The sequence below is a fragment of the Saccharothrix obliqua genome (genome assembly GCF_019375475.1).
GTDB lineage: Bacteria > Actinomycetota > Actinomycetes > Mycobacteriales > Pseudonocardiaceae > Actinosynnema > Actinosynnema obliqua.
In genome coordinates this window covers 346,161-366,881 of record NZ_JAHXGQ010000006.1, presented here as the reverse complement: position 1 = coordinate 366,881, position 20,721 = coordinate 346,161, and the positions used below count along the sequence as shown (strand labels likewise).

Below are 20,721 nucleotides of genomic sequence, written 5' to 3'. Positions count from 1 at the left end.
CACCGCCGCGCCCGGCGCTCACGCCCGCGTCGCCCGTGCCAGCGCGTCCGCGACGGCCGTGCGGGCACGCGCGTACGCCTCGTCGTCGCCACGCAGCACGGACTTGCCGTTGGCCAGCTCCAGGAACGCGATGACCTCGAACGCGAGCTGGTCGGGGTCGGCCACGAGGCCGGGCACGTCCGCCGCCGTCGACCGGACCAGGTCGTGCCAGCGCCGGTCGAACTCGACCAGCGTGTCGCGGACCCGGCCGGGCCGGGCGTCGAACTCGGCCTGCACCGCGTAGAAGAAGCACCCGCCGGGGAACGTGCGGTGCTCCGAGTACGCCAGCCACCCGTCGAGCAGCCGCTCCAGGCGGGCGCGCCCGGGCGGCACGTCGAGCGCCGGCGTGACGACCTGGTCCACGAACACCTTCGCCGCCGCGCGCACGGTCGCGAGCTGAAGCTCCTCCTTCGACCCGAAGTGCGCGAACACGCCGCTCTTGCTCACCTCCAGCTCGGTGGCGAGCCGCCCGATGGACAACCCCTCCAGGCCCTCCACCGACGCGATCTCCGCCGCGCGCCGCAGGATCTGCCGCTTCGTCTGCTCGCCGCGCTCCACCCGCCCGTCGACCTTCACGCGTCCACGCTAGTTGGCCGCGGTCGCCACGCGCCCTTGACCGGACCCAAACTAATTGTACGATCGTTCGTACACTTACAAGGGAGACCGCATGGACCTGCTCGACCTCGACCGCGCCGCGGTCGACCGCAACCTGGAGCTGCTGGCGACGCTCGAACCCGGGCACTACGACCTGCCCACGCCGTGTGCCGGGTGGACCGTCCGCGACCTGGTGCGCCACCTGGCCGACATGGCGGTCGCGTTCGACGCCGGCGCACGCCTCGCCGCACCGCGCGCCACCGTCACCGCCGACCTGCGCGCGTCCTACGCGGCGGCCAACGAGCTGGTCACCGAGGCGTTCCACGCGGAGGGCTTCCTCGACCGGGAGGCCGAGCTGCCCGGTTTCGGCGCGTACCCCGGTCGGAGCCTGGTCGCCGCGCACTTCGTGGACAACGTGGTCCACTCCTGGGACCTCAACCGCGCGCTCGGCCGCGACGCCGAGGTGCCGGCGGAGTTCGCGCTGGCCGCGCACGAGATCGCCGCCCGCTACCCGGACACGCCCGCCGTGCGGGGACCGGGCGCGGCGTTCGCGCCGGAGGTCGCGGCGCGGGCCGACGCCACGCCGACGGACCGGCTGGTCGCGCTGCTGGGCCGCACGCCCGACTGGCGACCGTGACCACGCGGGGGCGCCCCGGGAGGCGCCCCCGCGCTCACGTCACGGGTTGAGCACCTCGGTCACCGAGGCGGGTCCCACCAGCGGCACGTCCGGCGAGATGCCGTCCTCCACCACCAGCTCGGCCCGCACCTCGTGCGGCCGGATGCGACCCGACCGGATGTCCTCCGCCCAGTGGCAGGCGACCCGGTGGCCCGGCAGCACCTCGCGCAGCTCGGGCCGCTCGGTCGAGCACTTCGTGTCCTGCTTCCACGGGCACCGGGTGTGGAACCGGCAGCCGTTGGGCGGGTTCGCGGGCGACGGCAGGTCGCCGGTGAGCAGGATGCGCTCCCGCTGGTCCTCCACCCGCGGGTCCGGCACGGGGATCGCGGACAGCAGCGCCCTGGTGTACGGGTGTAGCGGCTCGGCGTAGAGGTCGTCCGAACCGGCCTCCTCCACCAGCCCGCCCAGGTACATCACGCCCACCCGGTCGGAGATGTGCCGCACCACCGCCAGGTCGTGCGCGATCACCAGGTAGGTCAGGCCGAACTGCTCCTGCAACTCCTCCAGCAGGTTCACCACCTGCGCCTGCACCGACACGTCCAGCGCGGACACCGGCTCGTCGGCGATGATCAGGTCCGGTTCCACGGACAACGCGCGGGCGATGCCGATGCGCTGCCGCTGACCGCCGGAGAACTCGTGCGGGTACTTGCGCAGCGACGTCGTCGGCAGGCCCACGGCGGACAGCAGCTCCCGCAGCCGCTTGGCCGTGCTCTCCCGGCTCTTGTCCAGGCCGTGCGCCCGCAGTCCCTCGACCAGGATCGACTCGACGGACTGCCGCGGGTCCAGCGACGACATGGGGTCCTGGAACACCATCTGCATCCGCCGCCGCATCGAGCGCAGCTGCTCGCCCTTGAGCGCCGACAGGTCGGTGCCGTCGAACACCACCCGGCCCGCGGTCGGCTCGGTCAGCCGCAGCACCGCCCGCCCGAGCGTGGACTTGCCGCACCCGGACTCGCCGACCAGGCCGTAGGTCTCACCACGCCGGACGGTCAGGTCCACGCCGTCCACCGCGTACACGTACCCGACCGTCCGGTCCAGCACGACGCCCCGGCGGATCGGGAAGTGCACCTTGATGCCCTGCACCGAGACCAGTTCCGCCGCGGTGCTGTCCGCGCTCACACCGACACCTCCTCGGTCACGACCGGCTGGACCGGGTTGTGGCAGCGCAGCAGCCGACCACCGCCCACGTCCTCCTGCTCCGGCGTGCGCTGCACGCACACGTCCAGCGCGTTCGGGCAACGAGGCGCGAACGCGCACCCCTGCTCCCACGGGATGTTGTCCGCCACCGAACCCCTGATGGGCGACAGCTTCTCGCCACGCGGCGCGTCCAGGCGGGGGATCGAGTTGAGCAGCCCGTGCGTGTACGGGTGGCGCGGCTGGGCGAACAGCTCGTGCCGCTGCGCCTTCTCCACCACCCGGCCGCCGTACAGGACGTTCACCTCGTCGCACAGGCCGGCCACCACGCCCAGGTCGTGCGTGATCATCACCAGCGCGGTGCCCATGTCCTGCACGAGTTCCTTGAGCAGGGCCAGGATCTGCGCCTGGATGGTCACGTCCAGGGCGGTGGTCGGCTCGTCCGCGATGAGCAGCCGCGGCCGGCACGCCAACGCGATCGCGATCAACGCGCGTTGCCGCATCCCGCCGGAGAGCTGGTGCGGGTACTCGGACAACCGCCGGCGCGGGTCGGGGATGCCGACCTTGTCCAGCAGGTCCTCCGCCTCGACCATGGCCTTCTTGCGCGGCATGTCCCGGTGCCGCTCCAGCACCTCGGTCACCTGGACGCCGATCGGGATGACCGGGTTCAACGACGACAGCGGGTCCTGGAACACCATGCCCAGGTCACGCCCGCGCCGGTCGCGCATCTCCCGGTCGGACAGGGCGAGCAGGTTCACGCCCTCGTAGTTCACGGTCCCGCCGATCCGCGCGCCGCGCCGGGGCAGCAGCCCCATCACCGCGAGCGAGGTGACCGACTTGCCGCACCCGGACTCGCCGACCAGACCGACGGTCTGACCGGGCTCCACGTCGAAGCTCACGTGGTCGACGGCGGTGAAGGGCTGCTCCCCCTTGCGCTCGAAAACCACGGTGAGGTCACGCACTTCCAGCAACGCCATGACTCACCGCCTGCTCTTGGGGTCGAGGGCCTCACGCAGGGTCTCGCCCATCAGCGTGAACCCGAGCGCGACCACGATGATGCAGCCCGCCGGCCAGAACGCCAGCTGCGGGTGCGTGTCGAACACGTTCTGCACGTCGCCCAGCATCTGGCCCCACTCCGGCACCCGGTCGTCCGGGTTGCCCAGGCCGAGGAACGACAGCGCCGCCGCGTCGATGATGGCCGTGGCCAGCACGAGCGTGGACTGCACGATCACCGGTCCGAGCGAGTTGGGCAGCATGTGCCGGAACACGATCGCGCCCGGCTTCACGCCCAGCGCGGTCGCCGCCAGCACGTGGTCGCTGGAGCGCTGCGCCAGCATCGAGCCGCGCAGCAGGCGGGCGAACACCGGTATCTGCACCACCGCCACCGCGACGATCACGGTGTACTGGTTGGGGCGCGCGAACATCGCGCTGATGCTGAACGCCAGCAGCAGGCTGGGCAGCGACAGCATGACGTCGACCAGGCGCATCACGACCGTGTCGACCCAGCCGCCGAGCGCGCCCGCGAGCGTGCCCAGCGTCAGGCCGCCCGCCAGCCCGATCAGGGTGGCGAGCACGCCGACGATCAGCGTCTGCTGCGAGCCGACCAGCAGGCGGGAGAAGAAGTCCCGGCCCTGGAGGTCGCCGCCGAGCAGGTGGCCCGGCTGCGGTGGCGGGATCTCGTTGCGCGCCTTCACGACCTGGTCGATCAGCATCGGTTCGGCGGTGTCCTGCGGCGCGAGCCACGGCGACAGCAGCGAGATCAGCACGAACAACGTGATGATCGTCGCGCCGGTGAGGAACACCGGGCTGCGGCGCAGCGTCCGCCACGCGCTCGCGGCCAGGCTGACGCCTGCGTCGGACTCGCCCGACGACGCGGCGAGCGCGTCGATCCGGTCCTTCTTGCGGGTAGGGGTCACCATGCGCCTACCTCGTCCTGATCCGCGGGTCGATGAACGCGTACGAGAGGTCCACCAACAGGTTGACCACCACGTAGACGACCGTGGCCATGATGATCAGCAGCAGCAGGACCGGGTAGTCGCGCCGCTCGAAGCCGATCGCGAGCGCTTGGCCGACCCCGGGCAGCGAGAACACCTTCTCGGTGAGCACCGCGCCCGCGAGCAGCGCGCCGGTCTGGAGGCCGATCGTGGTCACCACCGGCAGCATCGCGTTGCGCAGCACGTGCCTGCGCCGGATCACCGGCGAGGTCAGGCCCTTCGACTCGGCCGTGCGCACGAAGTCCTCGTTCAGCACGTCGAGCACGGCCGCGCGGGTGATCCGGAAGACCACCGCGAACGGGATGGTGGACAACGCGATCGCGGGCAGGATCAGGTGCTCCAGCGCGTTCAGCGCCGCGTCCCACTCCTGCGTGATGACGCCGTCGACCACGAAGAACCCGGTCACGCGGGTCGCGCCGATCGCGTCCTGCCTGCCCTGGGTGGGCAGGCCGAGCGCCGCGGACAGCACGTCCTTGAGCACGTAGGCCAGGAAGAACACCGGCACGGCCACGCCGATCAGCGAACCGGCCACGCTGAGGTTGTCGAACCAGCCACCGCGCCGCTTCGCCGCCAGGTAGCCGAGCGGGATGCCCAGCGCCACCGCGATGACGATCGCGAGGAAGCTCAGCTCGATGGTCGCGGGGAACCGCTGGAGGAAGATCTCCATGGCCGAGTCGCCCGGCTGGACGCCGGTGGAGACACCGAAGTCGCCGGACAACGCGCGGCCGAGGAACTTCACGTACTGGACGAAGATCGGCTGGTCCAAGCCGAGCTGTTTGGTGAGGGCTTCCCGCGACTCGGGCGTGGCGCGCTCTCCCAGGAGGGCCGAGACCGGTCCTCCCGGGAGAGCGCGGAGCCACGCGAAGAGCAGCAGGGACAGCACCAGCACCACGCCGACGAGCTGGATGAGCCGTCGGATCGTGTAGCGGAGCATTGTGCTACCCCGTGGTCTCTATCCGTGGGTCAGCCCTTGGAAGCCGAGCCGAACCTCTCGTCGGTCAGCGGGCTGGGCGTGACGCCCTGGATCTCCTTCTTGAACACGATCGCCGGCGGCGCGTACGACAGCGGGACGGCGGGCAGGTACTCGGTCATGATCTTCTTGTTGATGCCCTCGTAGAGCTTGGTGCGCTTGGCCTCGTCCGGCTCGGCGTTGGCCGCCGCCAGGTCGTCGGCCAGGACCTTGCCCCACGGCGACTTGCCGGTGTTGAACCGGTTGTCGGTGCGGCCGAAGAACGTGCCCACCCAGTTGTGGGCGGTGCCGTTGTCACCGGTCCAGCCCAGCATGAACAGGTCCGGCACGCCGTTGTCGACGTCGGTCAGGTAGCCGCCGTTCCACGGCTTGCTGGTGGCCTCGACCTTGATGCCGGCCTTCTGGAGGTCGCCCGCGATCGCGCCGTACAGGTCCTTCGGGCTCGGCATGTAGGGCCGGGTGACCTCGGTCGGCCAGTAGAACTTCAGCGTCAGGTCGCTCGCGCCCGCCTCGGCGAGCAGCGCCTTGGCCTTCTCCGGGTCGTACTTGACCGCTTCCAGCGACTTGTCGTAGCCGTTGACCAGCGGCGGCATGAACTGGGACGCGACCGTCGCGCCCTCGGGCAGCTGGGACTTCACGAGCTGCTCGCGGTTGATCGCGTACTGGAGCGCCTGGCGGACCTTGAGGTCCTGGAGCTTCGGGTTGTTGAGCTGGTTGATGCCCAGGTACAGCACGTTGAACGCGGGGCGCACCTTGACGTCGAACCCGTCGGACTTCAGCCCGGCCCAGTCGGCGGCGTTCGGCAGGTCGTACCCGTCGATGTCGCCCGCCTTGAGCGCCTGCTTGCGGGCGGTCTCGTCGGGGATGATCTTGAAGACGACCTTGTCCAGCTTGGCCTTGTCGCCGTGGTAGTCGTCGTTGCGGACCAGCTCGACGACGTTGTTCGCCTTGTCGAACTTCCCGAACTTGAACGGGCCGGTGCCGGTGGGGTGCTCGTTGGCGTAGGCCGGGTAGGTGAACGCGTCACCCGACGCGACGACGTTGTCCGCGTCGTACTTCTTCAGCGCCTCGGGGCTGGAGATCGAGAAGGACGTGAAGCCCAGCACCGACGGGAACTGCGAAGTCGACTTGGTCAGCTCCACGACCGCGGTCTTCGGGTCCTTGGCCGCGCACGACTTGAACAGCGAGGGCTTGTCCGGCGTGTCGGCGAAGCCGCCGAAGTTGTCCAGCCAGTACTGCGAAACGGCCTCGCTCTGCGCGGCGCCCTTCTGGTTGTACCAGCGGTTGAAGTTCACGCAGACCGCTTCCGCGTTGAACGCGGTGCCGTCGTGGAATTTAACGTTTTCCTTGAGTGTGAACGTCCACGTCTTGCCGTCCGCGGACGACTCCCACTTCGTCGCCAGCGCGGGCTGCACCTCGGCGGTGCCGGGCTTGAACCCGACCAGGCCCTCGAACATCTGGCGGGACACGCGGAACGTCTCGCCGTCGGTCGCGTAGAACGGATCCAGCAGCTTCGGGGCACCCGCCGCGCCGAAGGTGAGGGTGCCGCCGACCTGACCGCCACCGGTCTCGCCACCGCGCTCGGATTGCGCGCAGCCGGACAGTGCGAGCGCGGCGACGCCGGTGAGGCCGATCGCGGCCGACCAGCGGCGCCGGGCCGTTCGGGAATGAGCCATCAAACACCCCTAGTGGAAATCCGGGATCACACGGTGTGGTCAGCGACACTAACCGGTCCTGACAACTCTTCGAGAGGTAACGGAGGTCACGATCCGGCCACGCGAATGAAGTTTCTCGTACTTCCGGCTCATGGGTGATGACCCAACGTGACGACCTCGGGTCGGGCAAACGCTCTCCTACGCTGTACAACGGACAACAGAAAGCCGCACGCGCGCGGGAGGAGTCGGGGATGGGACCACAGGTCGAGTTCCGGGTCCTCGGGCCGTTGCAGGTGCTGGTCGACGGCGAACCGGTGGCGGTACGCGCAGGTCGACAGCGGTCACTGCTCGTGTCGTTGCTCATGCGTGCCGGGTCGAGCGTGTCGGTGGACGAACTCGCCGAGCACATCTGGGGCGCGGAACCACCCGCGCGGGCACGCGGCACCCTCCAGACCTACGTGATGCGACTTCGGCAGGTCCTCGGTCCCGCCGTGCCGATCCGCACCGTGCCGGACGCCTACCTGATCGACGTGGACGAGCGGACCATCGACGTCGTCCGGTTCGAGCAGCTGGTCGAGGAGGGCGAGCAGGAACGCGCGGCGGGCAGGCTGGAAGCGGCGTCGGCGATCTTCACCGCCGCGCTCGCCCTGTGGCGGGGACCGGCGATGGTGGACGTGCCGTCCGAGGTGCTGCACCGCGACGAGGTGCCCCGCCTCGGCGAACGCCGCCTGCACGTCGAGGAGCGCCGCGTCGAGGTCGACCTGGAGCTGGGCAGGCACGCCGAGCTGATACCCGAGCTGGCGCGGCTGACCAGCGAGCACCCGCTGCGCGAGCGGTTGTGGGCGCAGCTCATGGTCGCCCTGTACCGGTCCGGCAGGCAGGCCGACGCGCTCGGCGCGTACCGCAAGGTCAGCGCGCTGCTCGCGGACGAGCTGGGCATCGACCCCGGCGACGAGCTGCGCCGCGTGCACCAGCAGGTGCTCAGCGGCGCGCCGGCGCTCGACCTCGGGACCACCGCGCCACGCGAGCGCGTGGTGCCGTCGCAGCTGCCCGCCGACATCGGCGACTTCGTCGGCCGCGGCGAGGCCGTCCGGTTGATAGAGGCGTTGCTGCGCACCGCCCAGGGCGTGCCCGTGGTGACCCTGGCCGGCCCGCCGGGCGTGGGCAAGACGGCGTTGGCCGTGCACGCCGCGCACCAGCTCCGGCGGTACTTCCCGGACGGGCAGCTCTACGTGAACCTGCGCGGCTACGCCCAGGGACCGCCCCTCAACGCGGTCGACGTGCTGCCGCGGTTCCTGCGCGCGCAGGGCGTGCCGCCGGAGTCCGTGCCGCTGGACCAGGACGAGCAGGAGGCGATGTTCCGGTCCCGGCTCACCGGCCAGCACGTGCTGCTGGTGCTGGACAACGCCGCGAACGCCGAGCAGATCCGGCCGCTGCTGCCCGGCTCGCCCGGCTGCGCGGTGCTGGTCACCAGCCGGGACACGTTGCGCGGCCTCGCGGTCAGCCACGCGGCGTCCAACGTGCGGCTGGACGTGCTCGACCGGCACGAGACGCGTGCGCTGCTCGCCGGGATGCTGGGCGAGGACGTGGTGGCGGCGCAGGAGGCGGCGGCGGACGAGCTGGCCGAGCTGTGCGCGCACCTGCCGCTCGCGCTGCGCATCGCGGCGGCCAACCTGCTGTCCCGGCCGGAGACCACCATCGCCGCCTACGTCGAGGAGCTGCGGGCGGGCAACCGGCTCGCCGCGCTGGCCGTGGAGGGCGACGAGCGGGCCGCCGTGCACGCGGCGTTCGACCTGTCGTACACGGCGCTCAAACCGGAGCTGGCCGCGTTGTTCCGGTTGCTCAGCCTCGCGCCCGGCGACATCACGCCGGACGTGGCGGCGGCGCTGGGCGGCCTCACCACGCAGGACGCGCGGCGGCGGCTGGACCGGCTGGCCACGGCCAACCTGGTCGACAACCACGCGCCCGGCCGCTACCAGTTCCACGACCTGCTGCGCGACTACGCCGCCGAGCGGCTCGCGGTCGAGGACGGCCCGGTGGACAGCGAGTCGGCCCACCGCAGGCTGATGGACTGGTCGATCCGGTCCGTGGACAACGCGACCGCCACCGCCAAGGCCACCATGATGCGGTTGCCGCGCGAGTCGACGGCGACGGGCGTGACGCCCCGGCTGTTCTCCACGCCCGCCGAGGCGCTGGCGTGGCTGGACGCCGAGCGGGCCAACCTGGTGGCGCTGGTGCTGCACGCGTCCGACCGGCGGCCCGACAGCGACTGCTGGCACCTGGCGGACGCGTTGCGCCGCTACTTCTACGCGCAGGGCCTGCCGGTGGAGTGGCTCGCCACCGCCAAGGCCGGGCTCGCCGCCGCGCAGGGCATCGGCGACCCGGTGGGCGAGGTCGCGATGCTCGCGTCCCTGGGCACCCTGTACTGGACGATCGGCCAGCACCGCGTGGCCGTGGACCACTTCCGCCGCGCCATACCCATCCAGCAGCGCACCGGCGCCGCGCCCGCCGCCGAGGCCGGCGTGCTGGTGAACCTCGGCGGCGTGTACATCGACCTGGGCGAGCTGGAGCAGGCCGCGGACTGCCTGGAGCGGGCGTTGCTGATCACCCGGGAGATCGGCGCGTTGCAGCAGGAGGGCATCGCCCTGATCAACCTGGGCGGCGTGTACCTGCAACTGGGCCAGCTCGACCGGGCGGTGTCGTCGTTCGAGCGGTCGCTCGACGTCGGCAACCGGCTCGGCGTGTGGATCACGCAGGCCGACAGCTACCGCGCGCTGGCCGAGGTGTACCTGTTCCAGGGCAGGCCGGAACGCGCCGCCGAGCTGTACGAGCGGGCGGGCGACCTGTACGAGCGGGCGGGCGCGCGGGGTTTCGCCCACATGCCGCACGAAGGTCTGGCGAACACGTACGTGATGCGCGGCCGGTACGAGGACGCCATCGCGGAGGCGTCACGCGCGCTGGCCATCGCCGAGAACATGGGCAACCTCAAGGGTTTGTGCGACGCGAAGAACGCGCTCGGCGTCGCGTTGCACCACGTGGGCCGCATCGACGAGGCGGTGCGGCAGCACACCGAGGCGTTGCGCATCGCGGAGGAGACCGGCTACCTGTGGGGCATCTCCGCGGCCCGGCGCGGGCTGGCCCTGGCACACCGCGCGGCGGGGCTGCTGGACGAGGCCGCGTACTCGGCGACCCAGGCGTTGGACAACGCGGTCCGCTACCGGCTGCGGCTCGCCGAGGTGGACGAGCTGACGCTGCTCGGCCGGGTCCGGCTGGACCAGGGCGACGTGGCGCAGGCGATGGACCACGCGAAGCGGTCGTTGGAGCTGAGCCGCACCACCGGGCAGCGGTTCGTGCGGGCGCGGGCCGCGCACCTCGCGGGTGACGCGGCGGCGGCGGCCGGCGACGTCGAGACGGCACGCGTCCACTGGGCCGACGCGCTGGCGGGCTTCACGGCCGTCGGGTCGCCGGACGCCGAGGTCGTGCGGGCCGCGCTCAACCAGGCGTGACCACGCGGTCGGCGCGGTCCTTCGCGCCGTCCACCGCGAACCAGCCCCGTTCGAACGCCTGCCAGCGCACCAGGTGCGGGCGGCTGTCCTCGCCGTCACGGGCCACGGCCCGCTCCAGGCGGGTCCGGGCGTCCGGCACCTCCACCCAGACCGCCTCGGCCAACCGCGGCGCGATGGACCGCCGGGCCGCCGACACGCCCTCCAGCACCAGGATTTCCGGCACGTCGACGGTGATCCAGTCACCCGGACGCGGCCGGCCCGTCGACCAGTCCACCCGCCGGTAGCGGCCCGGTTCGCCACGCCACAGCGGTGCCAGCACGCCGGAGACCAGGCGCGGCCACCACGACACGGGGTCGTCCCAGGTGGCGAAGTGGTCGGTGGGCACCAGGGCCGCGCCCAGATCCGCGGCCAGCGCCGCCGCGAAGGTCGACTTGCCCGACCCGGACGGCCCGTCGACCGCGATCAGCCTCACATGCTCCGCCGGCCGGACAGCGCCCGGCCGAGCGTGAGTTCGTCCGCGAACTCCAGGTCGCCGCCCATCGGCAGGCCGGACGCGAGCCGCGTCACGGTCAGGCCGGGGAAGTCGCGCAGCATCCGCACCAGGTAGGTGGCGGTCGCCTCGCCCTCGGTGTTCGGGTCGGTGGCGATGATGATCTCGTTGACGTCGGTGCCGATCCGGGTCAGCAGCTGCCGGATGCGGAGCTGGTCGGGGCCCACGCCGGACAGCGGGTCCAGCGCGCCGCCGAGCACGTGGTAGCGGCCCTTGAACTCGCGGGTCCGCTCCACCGCCAGCACGTCCTTCGGCTCCTCCACCACGCAGATGAGGGTCAGGTCGCGGCGCGGGTCGCGGCAGATGCGGCACGTCGCCTCGGCCGAGACGTTGCCGCACACCTCGCAGAACACCACGCCGTCCTTCACCTTCTGCAACGCGTCCTGGAGCCGGCCGATGTCGGCCGGGTCCGCGGCGAGCAGGTGGAAGGCGATGCGCTGGGCGCTCTTCGGACCGACGCCCGGCAACCGGCCGAGTTCGTCGATCAGGTCCTGGACGGGCCCCTCGTACATCAGCCGAACAGCTTGCCGAGGTCGTCCAGACCACCCATGCCGCCCATGCCGGACGCGAGCGGGCCCATCTTCTGGGCGGCCAGCTCCTGCGCGGCGCGGTTGGCGTCCCGCACGGCCGCGACGACCAGGTCGGACAGCGTCTCGACGTCGTCCGGGTCGACCACCTTCGGGTCGATGGCGAGGCTCTTCAGCTCGCCGCCGCCGGTCACGACGGCGGTCACCAGGCCGCCACCGGCGGTGCCGGTCACCTCGGCGTCGGCCAGCTCCTGCTGGGTGGCGGCGAGTTGCTCCTGCATCCTCTGCGCCTGCTGGAGGATCTGCTGCATGTTCGGCCCACCGGGTTGCACCGCGGGTTCCTCTCGTCGGGTTTTGCCACCAGGGTAACCGCGTGGATCAGCCCTTCAGCGGGCGAGCACCCAGTTCCTCCCGGAGCAGCTTGAGCACGACCTCTTCCGGGTCGAGCTGGTCACCGGCCGCGCCCGGCCGGGCCGCCTCGGCGAGCATCTCCTCCTCGTCCACCGGCTCCGGCGGCTCGTCCGGTTCCGGTGGCTCGGGCGGCGGCGGCACGTCGTCCGCGGGCGCGGGCCGCACCGGCGCCTGCCGCGCGGGCTCCGGCGCGCGGGCCGCCTGGCTGGGCCGGGTCGGCGCGGGGCGCTGCTCGCGTTGCGGCGGCGCGGACCGGGTCGGCGCCTGGTTGGCCGCGCCGTGCACGCAGCGGACCTGCCACGTGCCGCCGAAGACCTGGTTGAACGCCGCCGCGATGGCGTCGACGGTGCGTGGTTCGGCCAGCCGCCGGGCCAGCGGCGCGGAGGTGTGCGCGACGGTCACCGAGAACCCGTCCACCTCCGCCACCGTCGCACCGCTGGTGAGCAGCGCACTGGCACTGGGCCCGGCCAGCCCCTTGACGATGCCGCACAACTCCGCCCACCGCCGCCGGATCTCCGCCGCGTCCACACCGCCGGCAGCGCCCGCGCCACCCCCGTCGACACCGGCCGCGCTCGCACCACCCGCGTACCCGCCGGCCGCACCCGCGCCACCCGCAGCACCGCGAGCCGCGCTCGCGCCACCCGCGTACCCACCGGTCGCACCCGCGCCACCCGCAGCACCGCCGGTCGTGCCCGCGCCGCCCGCGGCACCGCGAGCCGCGCTCGCGCCACCCGCGGACCCACCGGTCGCATTCCCGCCGGCCGCACCGGCAGCCGCCTCGGCACCACGTGCCGGCGTCCCGCCCGGCCCCGCCGCACCCCGGCCTGCCGGCGAACCCGCTCCGCCCACCGGCTCGGCACCGGCCGGCACACCCCGCCCGGCGTCCGGCTCGGCCCGCCCCGCGGCCCCGTGCCCCGGCGCACCCGCAGCCTGCGCCCCCGGCGCCTGCGCACTCGAAGCCTGCGCCCCCGCAGGCTGCGCGGGCGGCTCCTGCCCCGCGCGCTGCGAAGGCCGCTGGAACGTCCGGCCGCCCTCGCCGGCCCCGCCGCTCGCAGCCGCGCCGCTCCCGCCCGCACCCGCCGGCGGCCCGTGCTGCTCCAGCCGCTCCAGCCGCTGCAACAACGCCGACTCGGCATCACTCGCCGCCGGCAGCAGCATCCGCGCCGACACCAGCTCCAGCAGCAACCGGGGCGCGGTCGACCCGCGCATCTCCGTCAGCCCCTGGTGCAGCACCTCCGCCCACCGGGTGACGGTCCCCGGTCGGGTGGCCTCCCGCTGCGCCACCATCTTCGCCAGCACGTCGTCCGGCACGGACACCAGCCCGCGCTCGGCCGCCTCCGGCACGGCGTGCATCAGCACCAGGTCGCGCAACCGGTCCAGCAGGTCGGACGCGAACCGCCGCGGGTCGTGCCCCGCGTCGACCAGCCGGTCGATGGTGCCGAACACCGCCGAGCCGTCACCGGCCGCCAAACCGTCCACCACGTCGTCGATCAACGCCACGTCGGTCACGCCGAGCAGCGAGATCGCCCGTTCGTAGGTCACACCTTCGGGCCCCGCACCGGACAGGAGCTGGTCCATCACCGACTGCGTGTCCCGGGCCGACCCACCACCCGCCCGGATCACCAGCGGGAACACCGACGGCTCCACGGCCACGCCCTCGGCCGCGCAGTTGCGCTCCAGCAACGCGCGCATCGCGGACGGCGGGATCAACCGGAACGGGTAGTGGTGCGTCCGCGACCGGATGGTCGGCAGCACCTTGTCCGGCTCGGTGGTGGCGAAGATGAAGATCAGGTGCTCGGGCGGCTCCTCCACGATCTTGAGCAGGGCGTTGAAGCCCTGCGTCGTGACCATGTGCGCCTCGTCGATGATGAACACCCGGTAGCGCGATTCCGCCGGCGCGTAGAACGCCTTGTCCCGCAGCTCGCGCGCGTCGTCCACACCGCCGTGCGACGCGGCGTCCAGCTCCACCACGTCGACGCTGCCGACGCCGTTCGGCGCGAGCCCGACGCACGAGTTGCACTCGCCGCACGGGTCGGGCGTGGGACCGCGCACGCAGTTCAGCGACCGGGCGAGGATGCGTGCCGACGACGTCTTGCCGCACCCGCGCGGCCCGGAGAACAGGTACGCGTGGTTGACCCGCCCCGCACCCAGCGCCGTGCGCAGCGGGTCGGTGACGTGCTCCTGCCCGACCACCTCCGCGAAGGTGGCCGGTCGGTACTTGCGGTAGAGGGCGAGCGCCACGGCCGAGACCCTACCGAAGGGGTCCGACAGAAGAAGGGGACCCCGTGCACCCACCAGAGCCCGCTTATCCTTGCTGCCTTCCGGCCCTGGGGAGGTTCGCGAGATGTGTGCCGCACGAGGTCCGCGTCCAGTGTAGCCGGTCGCCCGATCACCCCAGCAACCCCACCGCCGCGGCGTGCAGGCCGGGTGCCGCGACCAGGAAGCTCTCCGCACCCGCGTGCCACGCGTCACCCCCGGCGGTGGTCACGGTGGCACCCGCCTCGCGGGCCACGAGGGACGCGCCGAGCAGGTTCTCCGCGTCGAGGCCGAACTCCCAGAACAGGTCGAGCCGCCCCGCACCGACGTCCGCGACCTGCCACGACGTCGGTCCCAGGTTCCGCACCGCCGCCACCCGGTCGACCACGGCGGGCAGCTTCCGCCCGGCCAGGGCGTTCGCGGCGGGCTGCGGCGCGAGGGCAGGCGGCTGGCTGGTCGCCGCCACGGCCGCGGCCAGTTCGGTCTTGCGTGACGGTGCGATGCGCACGCCGTCACGCCACGCGCCGGCACCGCGTTCGGCGGAGTACGTCTCCCCGAGCAACGGCGAGTGCAGCACGGCGAGCACCGGTTCCCCGTGCTCGACGAGGGTCGCCGTGACGCACCACTGCGGCAGTCCTTGGAGGAACTGCACCGCGCCGTCCAGCGCGTCGAGCACCCACTCCCCCTCGGGCAGGCGTGCGCGCAAAGCCGCCGACAGCGGTTCATCAAGGGCCTGGAAAACCCGGAACATCGCGTCCCGCGAGGTCGGCGGCCGGCCCGGCCGGAGCGCGGGGATGCCGGCGGCGACCTCGCGCACGATCTCGATCACGTCGTTTCGCATGGCACGAGCGTGTCCCCGAGGTCGGCGTCTACAGTCCTCAAGAGCCTCCACATGAGCGGATCAGGACACCGATGGCCGAAGAACTGGCGATTTTGGACCAACGCGTGATCTCGGCGCTCCAGGTGGACGGCCGCGCGGCACCCGGCCGGATCGCCGAGGTGCTGGGCGTTTCGGCCCGAACGGTCACCCGCAGCCTCACGCGCCTCGCGCCGCACGTCCGGGTCGTGCGCGTGCCGAGCCCGGAACACGGCCTGCGTGGCGCGACGTTGCTGCGCGTGCGCGTCCTCCGGGGCCGTGTGGAGGTGTTGGCCGATTCCCTCGCCCAACGCCCCGAGGTGCTGTTCGTGGACGTCCTGGCGGGCGGCGAGGAGATCAGCGCCGTGGTGCTCGGCGGCGTGCCACGGCTGCCGTCGAACGCCATCACGTCCGTGCAGCCGTTGTCCGTGCTGCACGTGTTCTCGGACGCCGCGGACTGGCGAACGGGGCTGCTCACCCCGGACGAGACCGCCGCCCTCACCCCGCCCGCGCCCACCGACCAGGTCACCCCGGACGACCTGGACCGCAACCTGCTGGACCGGCTCACGACCGACGCCCGCACCGGTCCGGGTCCGCTCGCGGCGGCGTCGGGCGTGCCCGAGTCGACGGTCCGACGTCGACTGGACCGACTCACGGCGGGCGGCCACGTGCGCACGTACACCGTCGCCGACCCACGCCTCTTCGGACTGACGGTGGACGCCAACGTGTGGATGACCGTGCCACCGGGCCGTCTCGACGCGTTGGGCCGTCGTCTCGCCGAACACCCGATGGTGCACGGAACACTCGCCACCACGGGTCCGACGAACCTCACGGCGGCCGTGTTCTGCCGTGACCTGCCCGCTCTCTACGAATTCGTGACGGGTTTGCACGACATCCCGTCCGCGGAGGTCACAGTGGTCGGTTCGGCGGTCAAACGCGCCGGTTTGCGTCGTTAGGCGCGTAGGGCGCGCAACGCCTCGATGAGACCGTCGATGGCATTGACGTCCAACAACAGCTCGCCACGTGGTTCATCCACGCGCCAGTAGGTGACAAGCCCGTTCTTCAGGCCGTATATGAGCGCCGTCCGCCGACGGCTGTCCTCTTCGGTCACCACGACGCACCACTGCTGATCGGTCGGCACACCCGCCCGCTGCCTGCGCCCGAGTTCCTCCCACAGGTGCAGCAACTGGTCGACTTCCGCGCGGGTGAACTCCACGGCCTCCAGCTCGCTCTCCTGGAACGACGCCCACAGCCCGCCGTCCGGGAGCGCCTCCACCCACAGGTGCAGCCGCTCGCCGGTCGCCGACGAGCACACGTAGCACTCAGCACCGTCGTGCGACGTCACCGTTCCTCCAGCGCCGTGGGCCTTCTCAGCCGCCGTGCCGCGCCTTCAGCCGGCGCGCGATCTCCGTCAACAGGTCCTCGTCGGACACAGCGGACAGGTCCAATGGTCGCGCCCGGCGGCCGGGCGCGCGCGGGTCGTCGGCGTCGATCCCGACCAGTCGCAGGGCTTCGGCGACGTCCGCGCCCACCGCGCGCGCGACCCGTTCCACCGTGGTCTTGGTGGTGCCGACGGGGTAGCGCCGGCCGTCCCGCACCGCGTAGCCGCGTTCGAGCTGGCGCACCTTCGCGTGACTGACCTCCGCCAAACGGGCGACTTCCGCAATGGCCAACCCGGCCTCGTCGCGTGCTCTGCGTAAGTAAGGGCCGAGTGGCCAGTCCGGAAGCCGGTGGTCGTCGCCGTCCGCCGGAAGCGTCATGGATCAAGTGTGGCAAACAACCGCAAACTGACAACCCCGCGTAATCGAAGCGCGCTGACGCAACGCTGACGACCTGCGCAAACTCTTGCAAACCCCGTTCCCGTACCCGGTTTGTTTGGTTAGAGTTTGGCCATGACGCAGTTTCCGATCGATCGAGAGCGACTGCGGTACCTGCGGGTGATCTCACGACGGAGCGTGACCGCGCTGGCCGCCGAGGTCGGCTGCACCAAGGGCGCGCTGTCCGCGATCGAGAACGGCCACCGCGCGCCCAGCCCCGACCTCCTCGGCCGTCTGGCGGACGCCCTGCACGTGGCACCCGCCGACCTCCTCCTCCGCAGGTGCCGGGCGTGAGCGCCACCGACCGCGCCTACCTCCTGGTGCTGCCCAAGGCACGCCTGCCCGTCGACCCAGGCGACCGGGACTCCGCCCTGGCCGAGATCCGCGAGGCCCTGGTCGACGTGGCGAGGTCCGTGGCGATCCCGCCCCTGGGCCGCTGCGCGGTCCGCCTGTGCTGGACCGTCGCGGACGACCTGCACCGCACGTCGGAGCAGGTCGAGGCGAGCGCGCGGGCGTGCGCGGACGCCCTCGCGGCGGCCGGTGTGGCGACCACCGTCGTCGACCACCCGCCGCGGCTGAACCGGGGTGCCGCGACGGCCCTCTTGGTGGACGTGCGAGCCGCCTGACCAGGTCGTTCGAACACCCGTTCGAGTTATCCCCAACCCTGTCCACACGTGTGGAGAACCCTGTCCACACCCGCCCTGACCAGCCGTTTTGGCCGGTCAACCGCCCATTGGGTAGGCTCTTCCGCGGAGGATTCGCATAGCGGCCTAGTGCGCACGACTGGAAATCGTGTTGGGTTAACCCCCTCACGGGTTCAAATCCCGTATCCTCCGCGCTGAACGGCCCCGCCCGGGAGATCCCGGACGGGGCCGTCGCGCGTGGGAGGGGTCAGCGGCGGGGCAGGTGCTCCGCCAGGTCCTCCAGCAGGAAGACCAGCCGGTCCACCTTGGCGTTGCCCGTGCTCGGGCGCAGCTTCACGACCTGCGGGTCGTGGTCGCTGGCCTGGTCGGCGAACTCCGCGTTGACGTGCACCACGTCGTACCGGTAGCGGTTGATGTTGGCGCTGATCAGGATGTGGTCCAGCGTCTGCGAGTTGCCGTCGTACACGTAGCCGTAGCGCTCCGCCTCCGGCAACGTCGAGACCAGGTCCACCACGGCGCCGCCCGCCGTGAGCGTGCTGATCGCCGGCGAGAACTGGAAGTCGTTGATGTCGCCCGCGAGCACCACGTTCGCACCGCGGTCAACGGCCTTCACCTGGTCCACGAACGCACGCAACGCCGTGGCCTGCGCGGCGCGCTGCACCTCCGACGAGCGCACGGGCTCCTGGTAACGCCCGTGCAGCGCCTGGTCACCACCCTTGGAGTTGAAGTGGTTGGCCACCACGAACACCGTGCGACCGCGGAACTTGAACTCGCCCGCCAACGGCTTGCGACTGCTGTTCCACGCGGGGTTCGCGGGGTCGATGCGGCCCGGCGACACGGACAACGTCGCACGGCCGTTCTGCTTCACCACGGACACCGGCGTGGTCGCGTCGCCGCCCGCGCGGTCCACGAACGACACGCGGGCCGGGTTGAACAGGAACGCCACGCGGATGTTGCCGCCCGGTTCACCGCCGTCGGTCTTGTTCTGCGGGTCGATCTGCCGCCATTGGTAACGCGGCCCGCCCGCGGCGACGATCGCGTCCGCGAACTTCGCGAACGTCTCCTCCGCCGTCACGGTGCCGTCGTCCACCGCGCCGTTGTTGTCCTGGATCTCCTCCAGCACCACGACATCCGGCGACAACAGGTTCTTCACCACGGCCGCCGCCAAGCGGTCGAACTTCGCCTGGTCGTTGGTGGCGGCCAGGTTCTCCACGTTGTACGTGGCCACCGACAGCTCGTGGGAGCGCGTGGCGTCCGTGGTTTCCGGCTTGATGCCACCGGATTCGTAGGCGCCCACGGTCTTCGTGGCCAACGTGTAGCCGCCGTAGTTCGTGTACTCGATGTTGCCCACGGTCGTACCGCGCCACACGTCGCCCACGTTGCTCGTCTGCGGCGTGGCGCTGCCGGCCTTGACCTTGATCCGCCCGCTGTTGGGCTGGTCGTAGCCGAGGTAGTTCGTGCCGCCACGTGCGGTCGGGTTCTGGTTGGGCTTCGTGGTGATCCACGTTTCGCCGAAGTTGTTCGTCGGGCCGACCACGCGTGCGTTGTCGACCTGGACGTACATGCCCTCAAGCGACTCGTAGTAGTCCTGGCCGTACACGGCGGGGTTCAGCTCCAGGCCCTCGATGCTCCCGCCACCCGCCGCGGGGATGAACCCGTCGGGCGGCGTGAGGGTGACCGGCGCGGGCAACGCGTTCCCCTTGGACAACACGGTGACCGTCGCGCTCGTGATCTCGGTGAGTGTCTGGTTGGAGTTGGCCGCCGTGTCGCCGCCCGGCCGGTACTCCGCCACCGTGCCGCTGACGAGCACGGAGTCGCCCGGCTCGACGGTCGGCGTCAGGTCGGCCGTGTAGACGAACAGGCCGTCGCTGGTGCGCGGGTCCGTGTCGGGGTTCGGGTCCTGGAACCAGAAACCGCGGTCGCCGGTGGCACGCGTGGCCGTGACGACGCCCGGCACGCCCACGACCTTGCGGCCGAGGAGCGGCGAGACGCGGGTGGTGCCCTGGACGTCGTGGATGCGCTTGTCGCCCGGCTCGGGCTGCGGCTCCTCGTCGCCGGGGCCCTGGCCCTTGGCGTTGACCGGCGTGGGCGCGCCCACGGTGAAGTCGGCGGCGTTGTTGTCGGTGTCGGTCAACGCGGGACGTGCGGCGGACGTCGTGTTGCTCAGGTTCGCCGTGGGCGTGCCTTCGCGGACGACGGTCGACGTGCCGTAGCCGACCAGGTCGCGCACACGGGTGTCGGCGGCGCAGTCGGCGGTGGTCTTGCAGGTCAACGCGGTGGTGCCGGCGACGAGCGCCACCGTGCCGCCGGTGGCGGACATGGCGATCGAACCGGTCGCGTCCGGCGCGGGCAACGCGACCGTGCCGCCCGCGCCCTTGGCCTCGGCGACCAGGTAGCGGCGGCCGGGCTCGACGGCGCCGGCCAGCGGCGTGACCTGCCACTGGCTCGCGGCGGACGCGCTCGCGGGCAGGTACTGGACGCTCCAGCCGGCCAGCGCGACCGGGGCGGAGCCGCGGTTGGCCAGCTCGACGAAGTCCTGGACGAGCGTCGCGCCGGAGTTGCCACCGCCGCCGTACACCTCGGCGATCAGGGCGTCCGGGCTGGGCGCGGCGGTCGCGGGCGCCACCAGGGCGAGCGACGCGGCCGAAGCGGCGGCGACCGCTAATCCGACGCGGAGCGGGCTTGGTCTCACGGATCCTCCCGGAGGTTGACGGGTCCGCGAATCCTCCCCGGATCGAGTGAACTGCGAAAGAAGCCGTCACTAACTGTTGACCATGCCCAGGCGTGCGACGAGCACAAACACCACCCCGCCTGCCACACCGCAGGGTGATTCCCCATCATCACTCGAACGTGTGTTCGAGAATGCGGTACAGTCGATCACGTGCACTCCGGTGGCCCCTCCCAGCGCCGGAAGGCACAGCGCATGCGACGGGGGCGCGCCCGCCTGACGAGGCAGCCGCGCCCCCGATGCGCAGCCCTTCGACTCCGCCTCCCGCCCCTCGCCCCCGCTCCGCCGGCCAGATCCCGCCGGCACCGCACGCAGGGCGGCCAGGCACCACGCAGTCGACTACGCGCGCAGGCCGCACTCCTCG

At 72.0% G+C, this 20,721-nt stretch carries 19 protein-coding genes, 1 tRNA gene and 1 other RNA gene; 6 read left to right on the top strand and 15 right to left on the bottom strand.

Annotated elements, in window-relative coordinates:
- Positions 1-18: 18 nt before the first annotated feature.
- A complete protein-coding gene (locus tag KZQ38_RS21280) occupies positions 19-615 on the bottom strand; it encodes a TetR/AcrR family transcriptional regulator (protein WP_219443877.1) in 597 nt (198 codons plus the stop codon).
- 91 nt (positions 616-706) lie between these two features.
- Here KZQ38_RS21280 and KZQ38_RS21275 point away from each other — a divergent pair, with 91 nt between their 5' ends.
- Positions 707-1,270 (top strand): TIGR03086 family metal-binding protein, encoded by a 564-nt coding sequence (locus KZQ38_RS21275; protein ID WP_219443876.1) that lies wholly within the window; start codon positions 707-709, stop codon positions 1,268-1,270.
- 39 nt (positions 1,271-1,309) lie between these two features.
- Here the strand turns inward: KZQ38_RS21275 and KZQ38_RS21270 are convergent, their stop codons facing one another.
- From KZQ38_RS21270 to KZQ38_RS21250, 5 genes are read right to left on the bottom strand one after another with little or no spacing between them, the layout of a single operon-like run.
- Positions 1,310-2,428 (bottom strand): ABC transporter ATP-binding protein, encoded by a 1,119-nt coding sequence (locus KZQ38_RS21270; RefSeq protein WP_308258510.1) that lies wholly within the window; start codon positions 2,426-2,428, stop codon positions 1,310-1,312.
- Positions 2,425-3,420, bottom strand: a complete 996-nt coding sequence (locus tag KZQ38_RS21265; protein ID WP_219443875.1) for an ABC transporter ATP-binding protein — start codon at positions 3,418-3,420, stop codon at positions 2,425-2,427. The genes KZQ38_RS21270 and KZQ38_RS21265 overlap by 4 nt, the downstream gene beginning before the upstream one ends.
- A 3-nt stretch (positions 3,421-3,423) precedes the next feature.
- Positions 3,424-4,362, bottom strand: coding sequence for an ABC transporter permease (locus KZQ38_RS21260; protein WP_219443874.1), 939 nt, complete (start codon positions 4,360-4,362; stop codon positions 3,424-3,426).
- A gap of 4 nt (positions 4,363-4,366) precedes the next feature.
- Positions 4,367-5,371 (bottom strand): ABC transporter permease, encoded by a 1,005-nt coding sequence (locus KZQ38_RS21255; RefSeq protein ID WP_219443873.1) that lies wholly within the window; start codon positions 5,369-5,371, stop codon positions 4,367-4,369.
- Between the two features lie 29 nt (positions 5,372-5,400).
- Positions 5,401-7,083, bottom strand: a complete 1,683-nt coding sequence (locus tag KZQ38_RS21250; RefSeq protein ID WP_219443872.1) for an ABC transporter substrate-binding protein — start codon at positions 7,081-7,083, stop codon at positions 5,401-5,403.
- A gap of 230 nt (positions 7,084-7,313) precedes the next feature.
- Here KZQ38_RS21250 and KZQ38_RS21245 point away from each other — a divergent pair, with 230 nt between their 5' ends.
- On the top strand, positions 7,314-10,568 hold the full coding sequence (locus KZQ38_RS21245; protein WP_219443871.1) for an AfsR/SARP family transcriptional regulator: 3,255 nt from the start codon (positions 7,314-7,316) through the stop codon (positions 10,566-10,568).
- Here KZQ38_RS21245 and KZQ38_RS21240 read toward each other — a convergent pair.
- The 6 genes from KZQ38_RS21240 to KZQ38_RS21215 form a co-directional block, all read right to left on the bottom strand.
- Complete coding sequence (locus KZQ38_RS21240; RefSeq protein ID WP_219443870.1) at positions 10,555-11,040, bottom strand: uridine kinase family protein; 486 nt, start codon at positions 11,038-11,040, stop codon at positions 10,555-10,557. The genes KZQ38_RS21245 and KZQ38_RS21240 overlap by 14 nt on opposite strands.
- Positions 11,037-11,630, bottom strand: a complete 594-nt coding sequence (gene recR / locus KZQ38_RS21235) for a recombination mediator RecR (RefSeq protein WP_219443869.1) — start codon at positions 11,628-11,630, stop codon at positions 11,037-11,039. Before recR ends, KZQ38_RS21240 begins: the two co-directional genes overlap by 4 nt.
- Complete coding sequence (locus KZQ38_RS21230) at positions 11,630-11,956, bottom strand: YbaB/EbfC family nucleoid-associated protein (RefSeq protein WP_219444020.1); 327 nt, start codon at positions 11,954-11,956, stop codon at positions 11,630-11,632. Before KZQ38_RS21230 ends, recR begins: the two co-directional genes overlap by 1 nt.
- A 67-nt stretch (positions 11,957-12,023) precedes the next feature.
- Positions 12,024-14,297, bottom strand: a complete 2,274-nt coding sequence (locus tag KZQ38_RS21225; protein WP_219443868.1) for a DNA polymerase III subunit gamma and tau — start codon at positions 14,295-14,297, stop codon at positions 12,024-12,026.
- 31 nt (positions 14,298-14,328) lie between these two features.
- An RNA gene (gene ffs / locus KZQ38_RS21220) (signal recognition particle sRNA small type) lies at positions 14,329-14,423 on the bottom strand.
- 22 nt (positions 14,424-14,445) lie between these two features.
- Positions 14,446-15,153, bottom strand: a complete 708-nt coding sequence (locus KZQ38_RS21215; protein ID WP_219443867.1) for an inositol monophosphatase family protein — start codon at positions 15,151-15,153, stop codon at positions 14,446-14,448.
- A 71-nt stretch (positions 15,154-15,224) separates the two neighbouring features.
- On the opposite strand from KZQ38_RS21215, the gene KZQ38_RS21210 reads away from it, so the two are divergent.
- Entirely contained in the window at positions 15,225-16,124 is a 900-nt protein-coding gene (locus KZQ38_RS21210) for an Lrp/AsnC family transcriptional regulator (RefSeq protein ID WP_219443866.1), read from the top strand.
- Here KZQ38_RS21210 and KZQ38_RS21205 read toward each other — a convergent pair.
- Both KZQ38_RS21205 and KZQ38_RS21200 read right to left on the bottom strand, forming a co-directional pair.
- Positions 16,121-16,513: a hypothetical protein gene (locus KZQ38_RS21205; RefSeq protein ID WP_219443865.1), complete on the bottom strand. Its 393-nt coding sequence runs from the start codon at positions 16,511-16,513 to the stop codon at positions 16,121-16,123. The genes KZQ38_RS21210 and KZQ38_RS21205 overlap by 4 nt on opposite strands.
- Positions 16,514-16,538: 25 nt before the next feature.
- Positions 16,539-16,928 (bottom strand): helix-turn-helix domain-containing protein, encoded by a 390-nt coding sequence (locus KZQ38_RS21200; RefSeq protein ID WP_257901825.1) that lies wholly within the window; start codon positions 16,926-16,928, stop codon positions 16,539-16,541.
- A 132-nt stretch (positions 16,929-17,060) separates the two neighbouring features.
- On the opposite strand from KZQ38_RS21200, the gene KZQ38_RS21195 reads away from it, so the two are divergent.
- The 3 genes from KZQ38_RS21195 to KZQ38_RS21185 all read left to right on the top strand — a co-directional run bounded on the left by KZQ38_RS21195 (position 17,061) and on the right by KZQ38_RS21185 (position 17,821).
- A complete protein-coding gene (locus KZQ38_RS21195) occupies positions 17,061-17,279 on the top strand; it encodes a helix-turn-helix domain-containing protein (protein WP_219443863.1) in 219 nt (72 codons plus the stop codon).
- Positions 17,276-17,611 (top strand): hypothetical protein, encoded by a 336-nt coding sequence (locus KZQ38_RS21190; protein ID WP_219443862.1) that lies wholly within the window; start codon positions 17,276-17,278, stop codon positions 17,609-17,611. The genes KZQ38_RS21195 and KZQ38_RS21190 overlap by 4 nt, the downstream gene beginning before the upstream one ends.
- A gap of 125 nt (positions 17,612-17,736) precedes the next feature.
- Positions 17,737-17,821: transfer RNA gene (locus KZQ38_RS21185), tRNA-Ser, on the top strand.
- A 55-nt stretch (positions 17,822-17,876) separates the two neighbouring features.
- On the opposite strand, the gene KZQ38_RS21180 is transcribed toward KZQ38_RS21185, so the two are convergent.
- Positions 17,877-20,321, bottom strand: a complete 2,445-nt coding sequence (locus tag KZQ38_RS21180; RefSeq protein WP_219443861.1) for a DUF8508 domain-containing protein — start codon at positions 20,319-20,321, stop codon at positions 17,877-17,879.
- Positions 20,322-20,721 lie beyond the last annotated feature (400 nt).

What these genes read in the sequence shown, in the direction of transcription:
- KZQ38_RS21265 (WP_219443875.1), bottom strand. Translation starts at nt 3,420, where the DNA reads ATGGCGTTGCTGGAAGTGCGTGACCTCACCGTGGTTTTCGAGCGCAAG.
- KZQ38_RS21195 (WP_219443863.1), top strand. Translation starts at nt 17,061, where the DNA reads ATGACGCAGTTTCCGATCGATCGAGAGCGACTGCGGTACCTGCGGGTG.
- KZQ38_RS21260 (WP_219443874.1), bottom strand. Translation starts at nt 4,362, where the DNA reads ATGGTGACCCCTACCCGCAAGAAGGACCGGATCGACGCGCTCGCCGCG.
- KZQ38_RS21210 (WP_219443866.1), top strand. Translation starts at nt 15,225, where the DNA reads ATGGCCGAAGAACTGGCGATTTTGGACCAACGCGTGATCTCGGCGCTC.
- KZQ38_RS21255 (WP_219443873.1), bottom strand. Translation starts at nt 5,371, where the DNA reads ATGCTCCGCTACACGATCCGACGGCTCATCCAGCTCGTCGGCGTGGTG.
- KZQ38_RS21275 (WP_219443876.1), top strand. Translation starts at nt 707, where the DNA reads ATGGACCTGCTCGACCTCGACCGCGCCGCGGTCGACCGCAACCTGGAG.
- recR (WP_219443869.1), bottom strand. Translation starts at nt 11,630, where the DNA reads ATGTACGAGGGGCCCGTCCAGGACCTGATCGACGAACTCGGCCGGTTG.
- KZQ38_RS21250 (WP_219443872.1), bottom strand. Translation starts at nt 7,083, where the DNA reads ATGGCTCATTCCCGAACGGCCCGGCGCCGCTGGTCGGCCGCGATCGGC.
- KZQ38_RS21215 (WP_219443867.1), bottom strand. Translation starts at nt 15,153, where the DNA reads ATGCGAAACGACGTGATCGAGATCGTGCGCGAGGTCGCCGCCGGCATC.
- KZQ38_RS21200 (WP_257901825.1), bottom strand. Translation starts at nt 16,928, where the DNA reads ATGACGCTTCCGGCGGACGGCGACGACCACCGGCTTCCGGACTGGCCA.
- KZQ38_RS21230 (WP_219444020.1), bottom strand. Translation starts at nt 11,956, where the DNA reads ATGCAGCAGATCCTCCAGCAGGCGCAGAGGATGCAGGAGCAACTCGCC.
- KZQ38_RS21245 (WP_219443871.1), top strand. Translation starts at nt 7,314, where the DNA reads ATGGGACCACAGGTCGAGTTCCGGGTCCTCGGGCCGTTGCAGGTGCTG.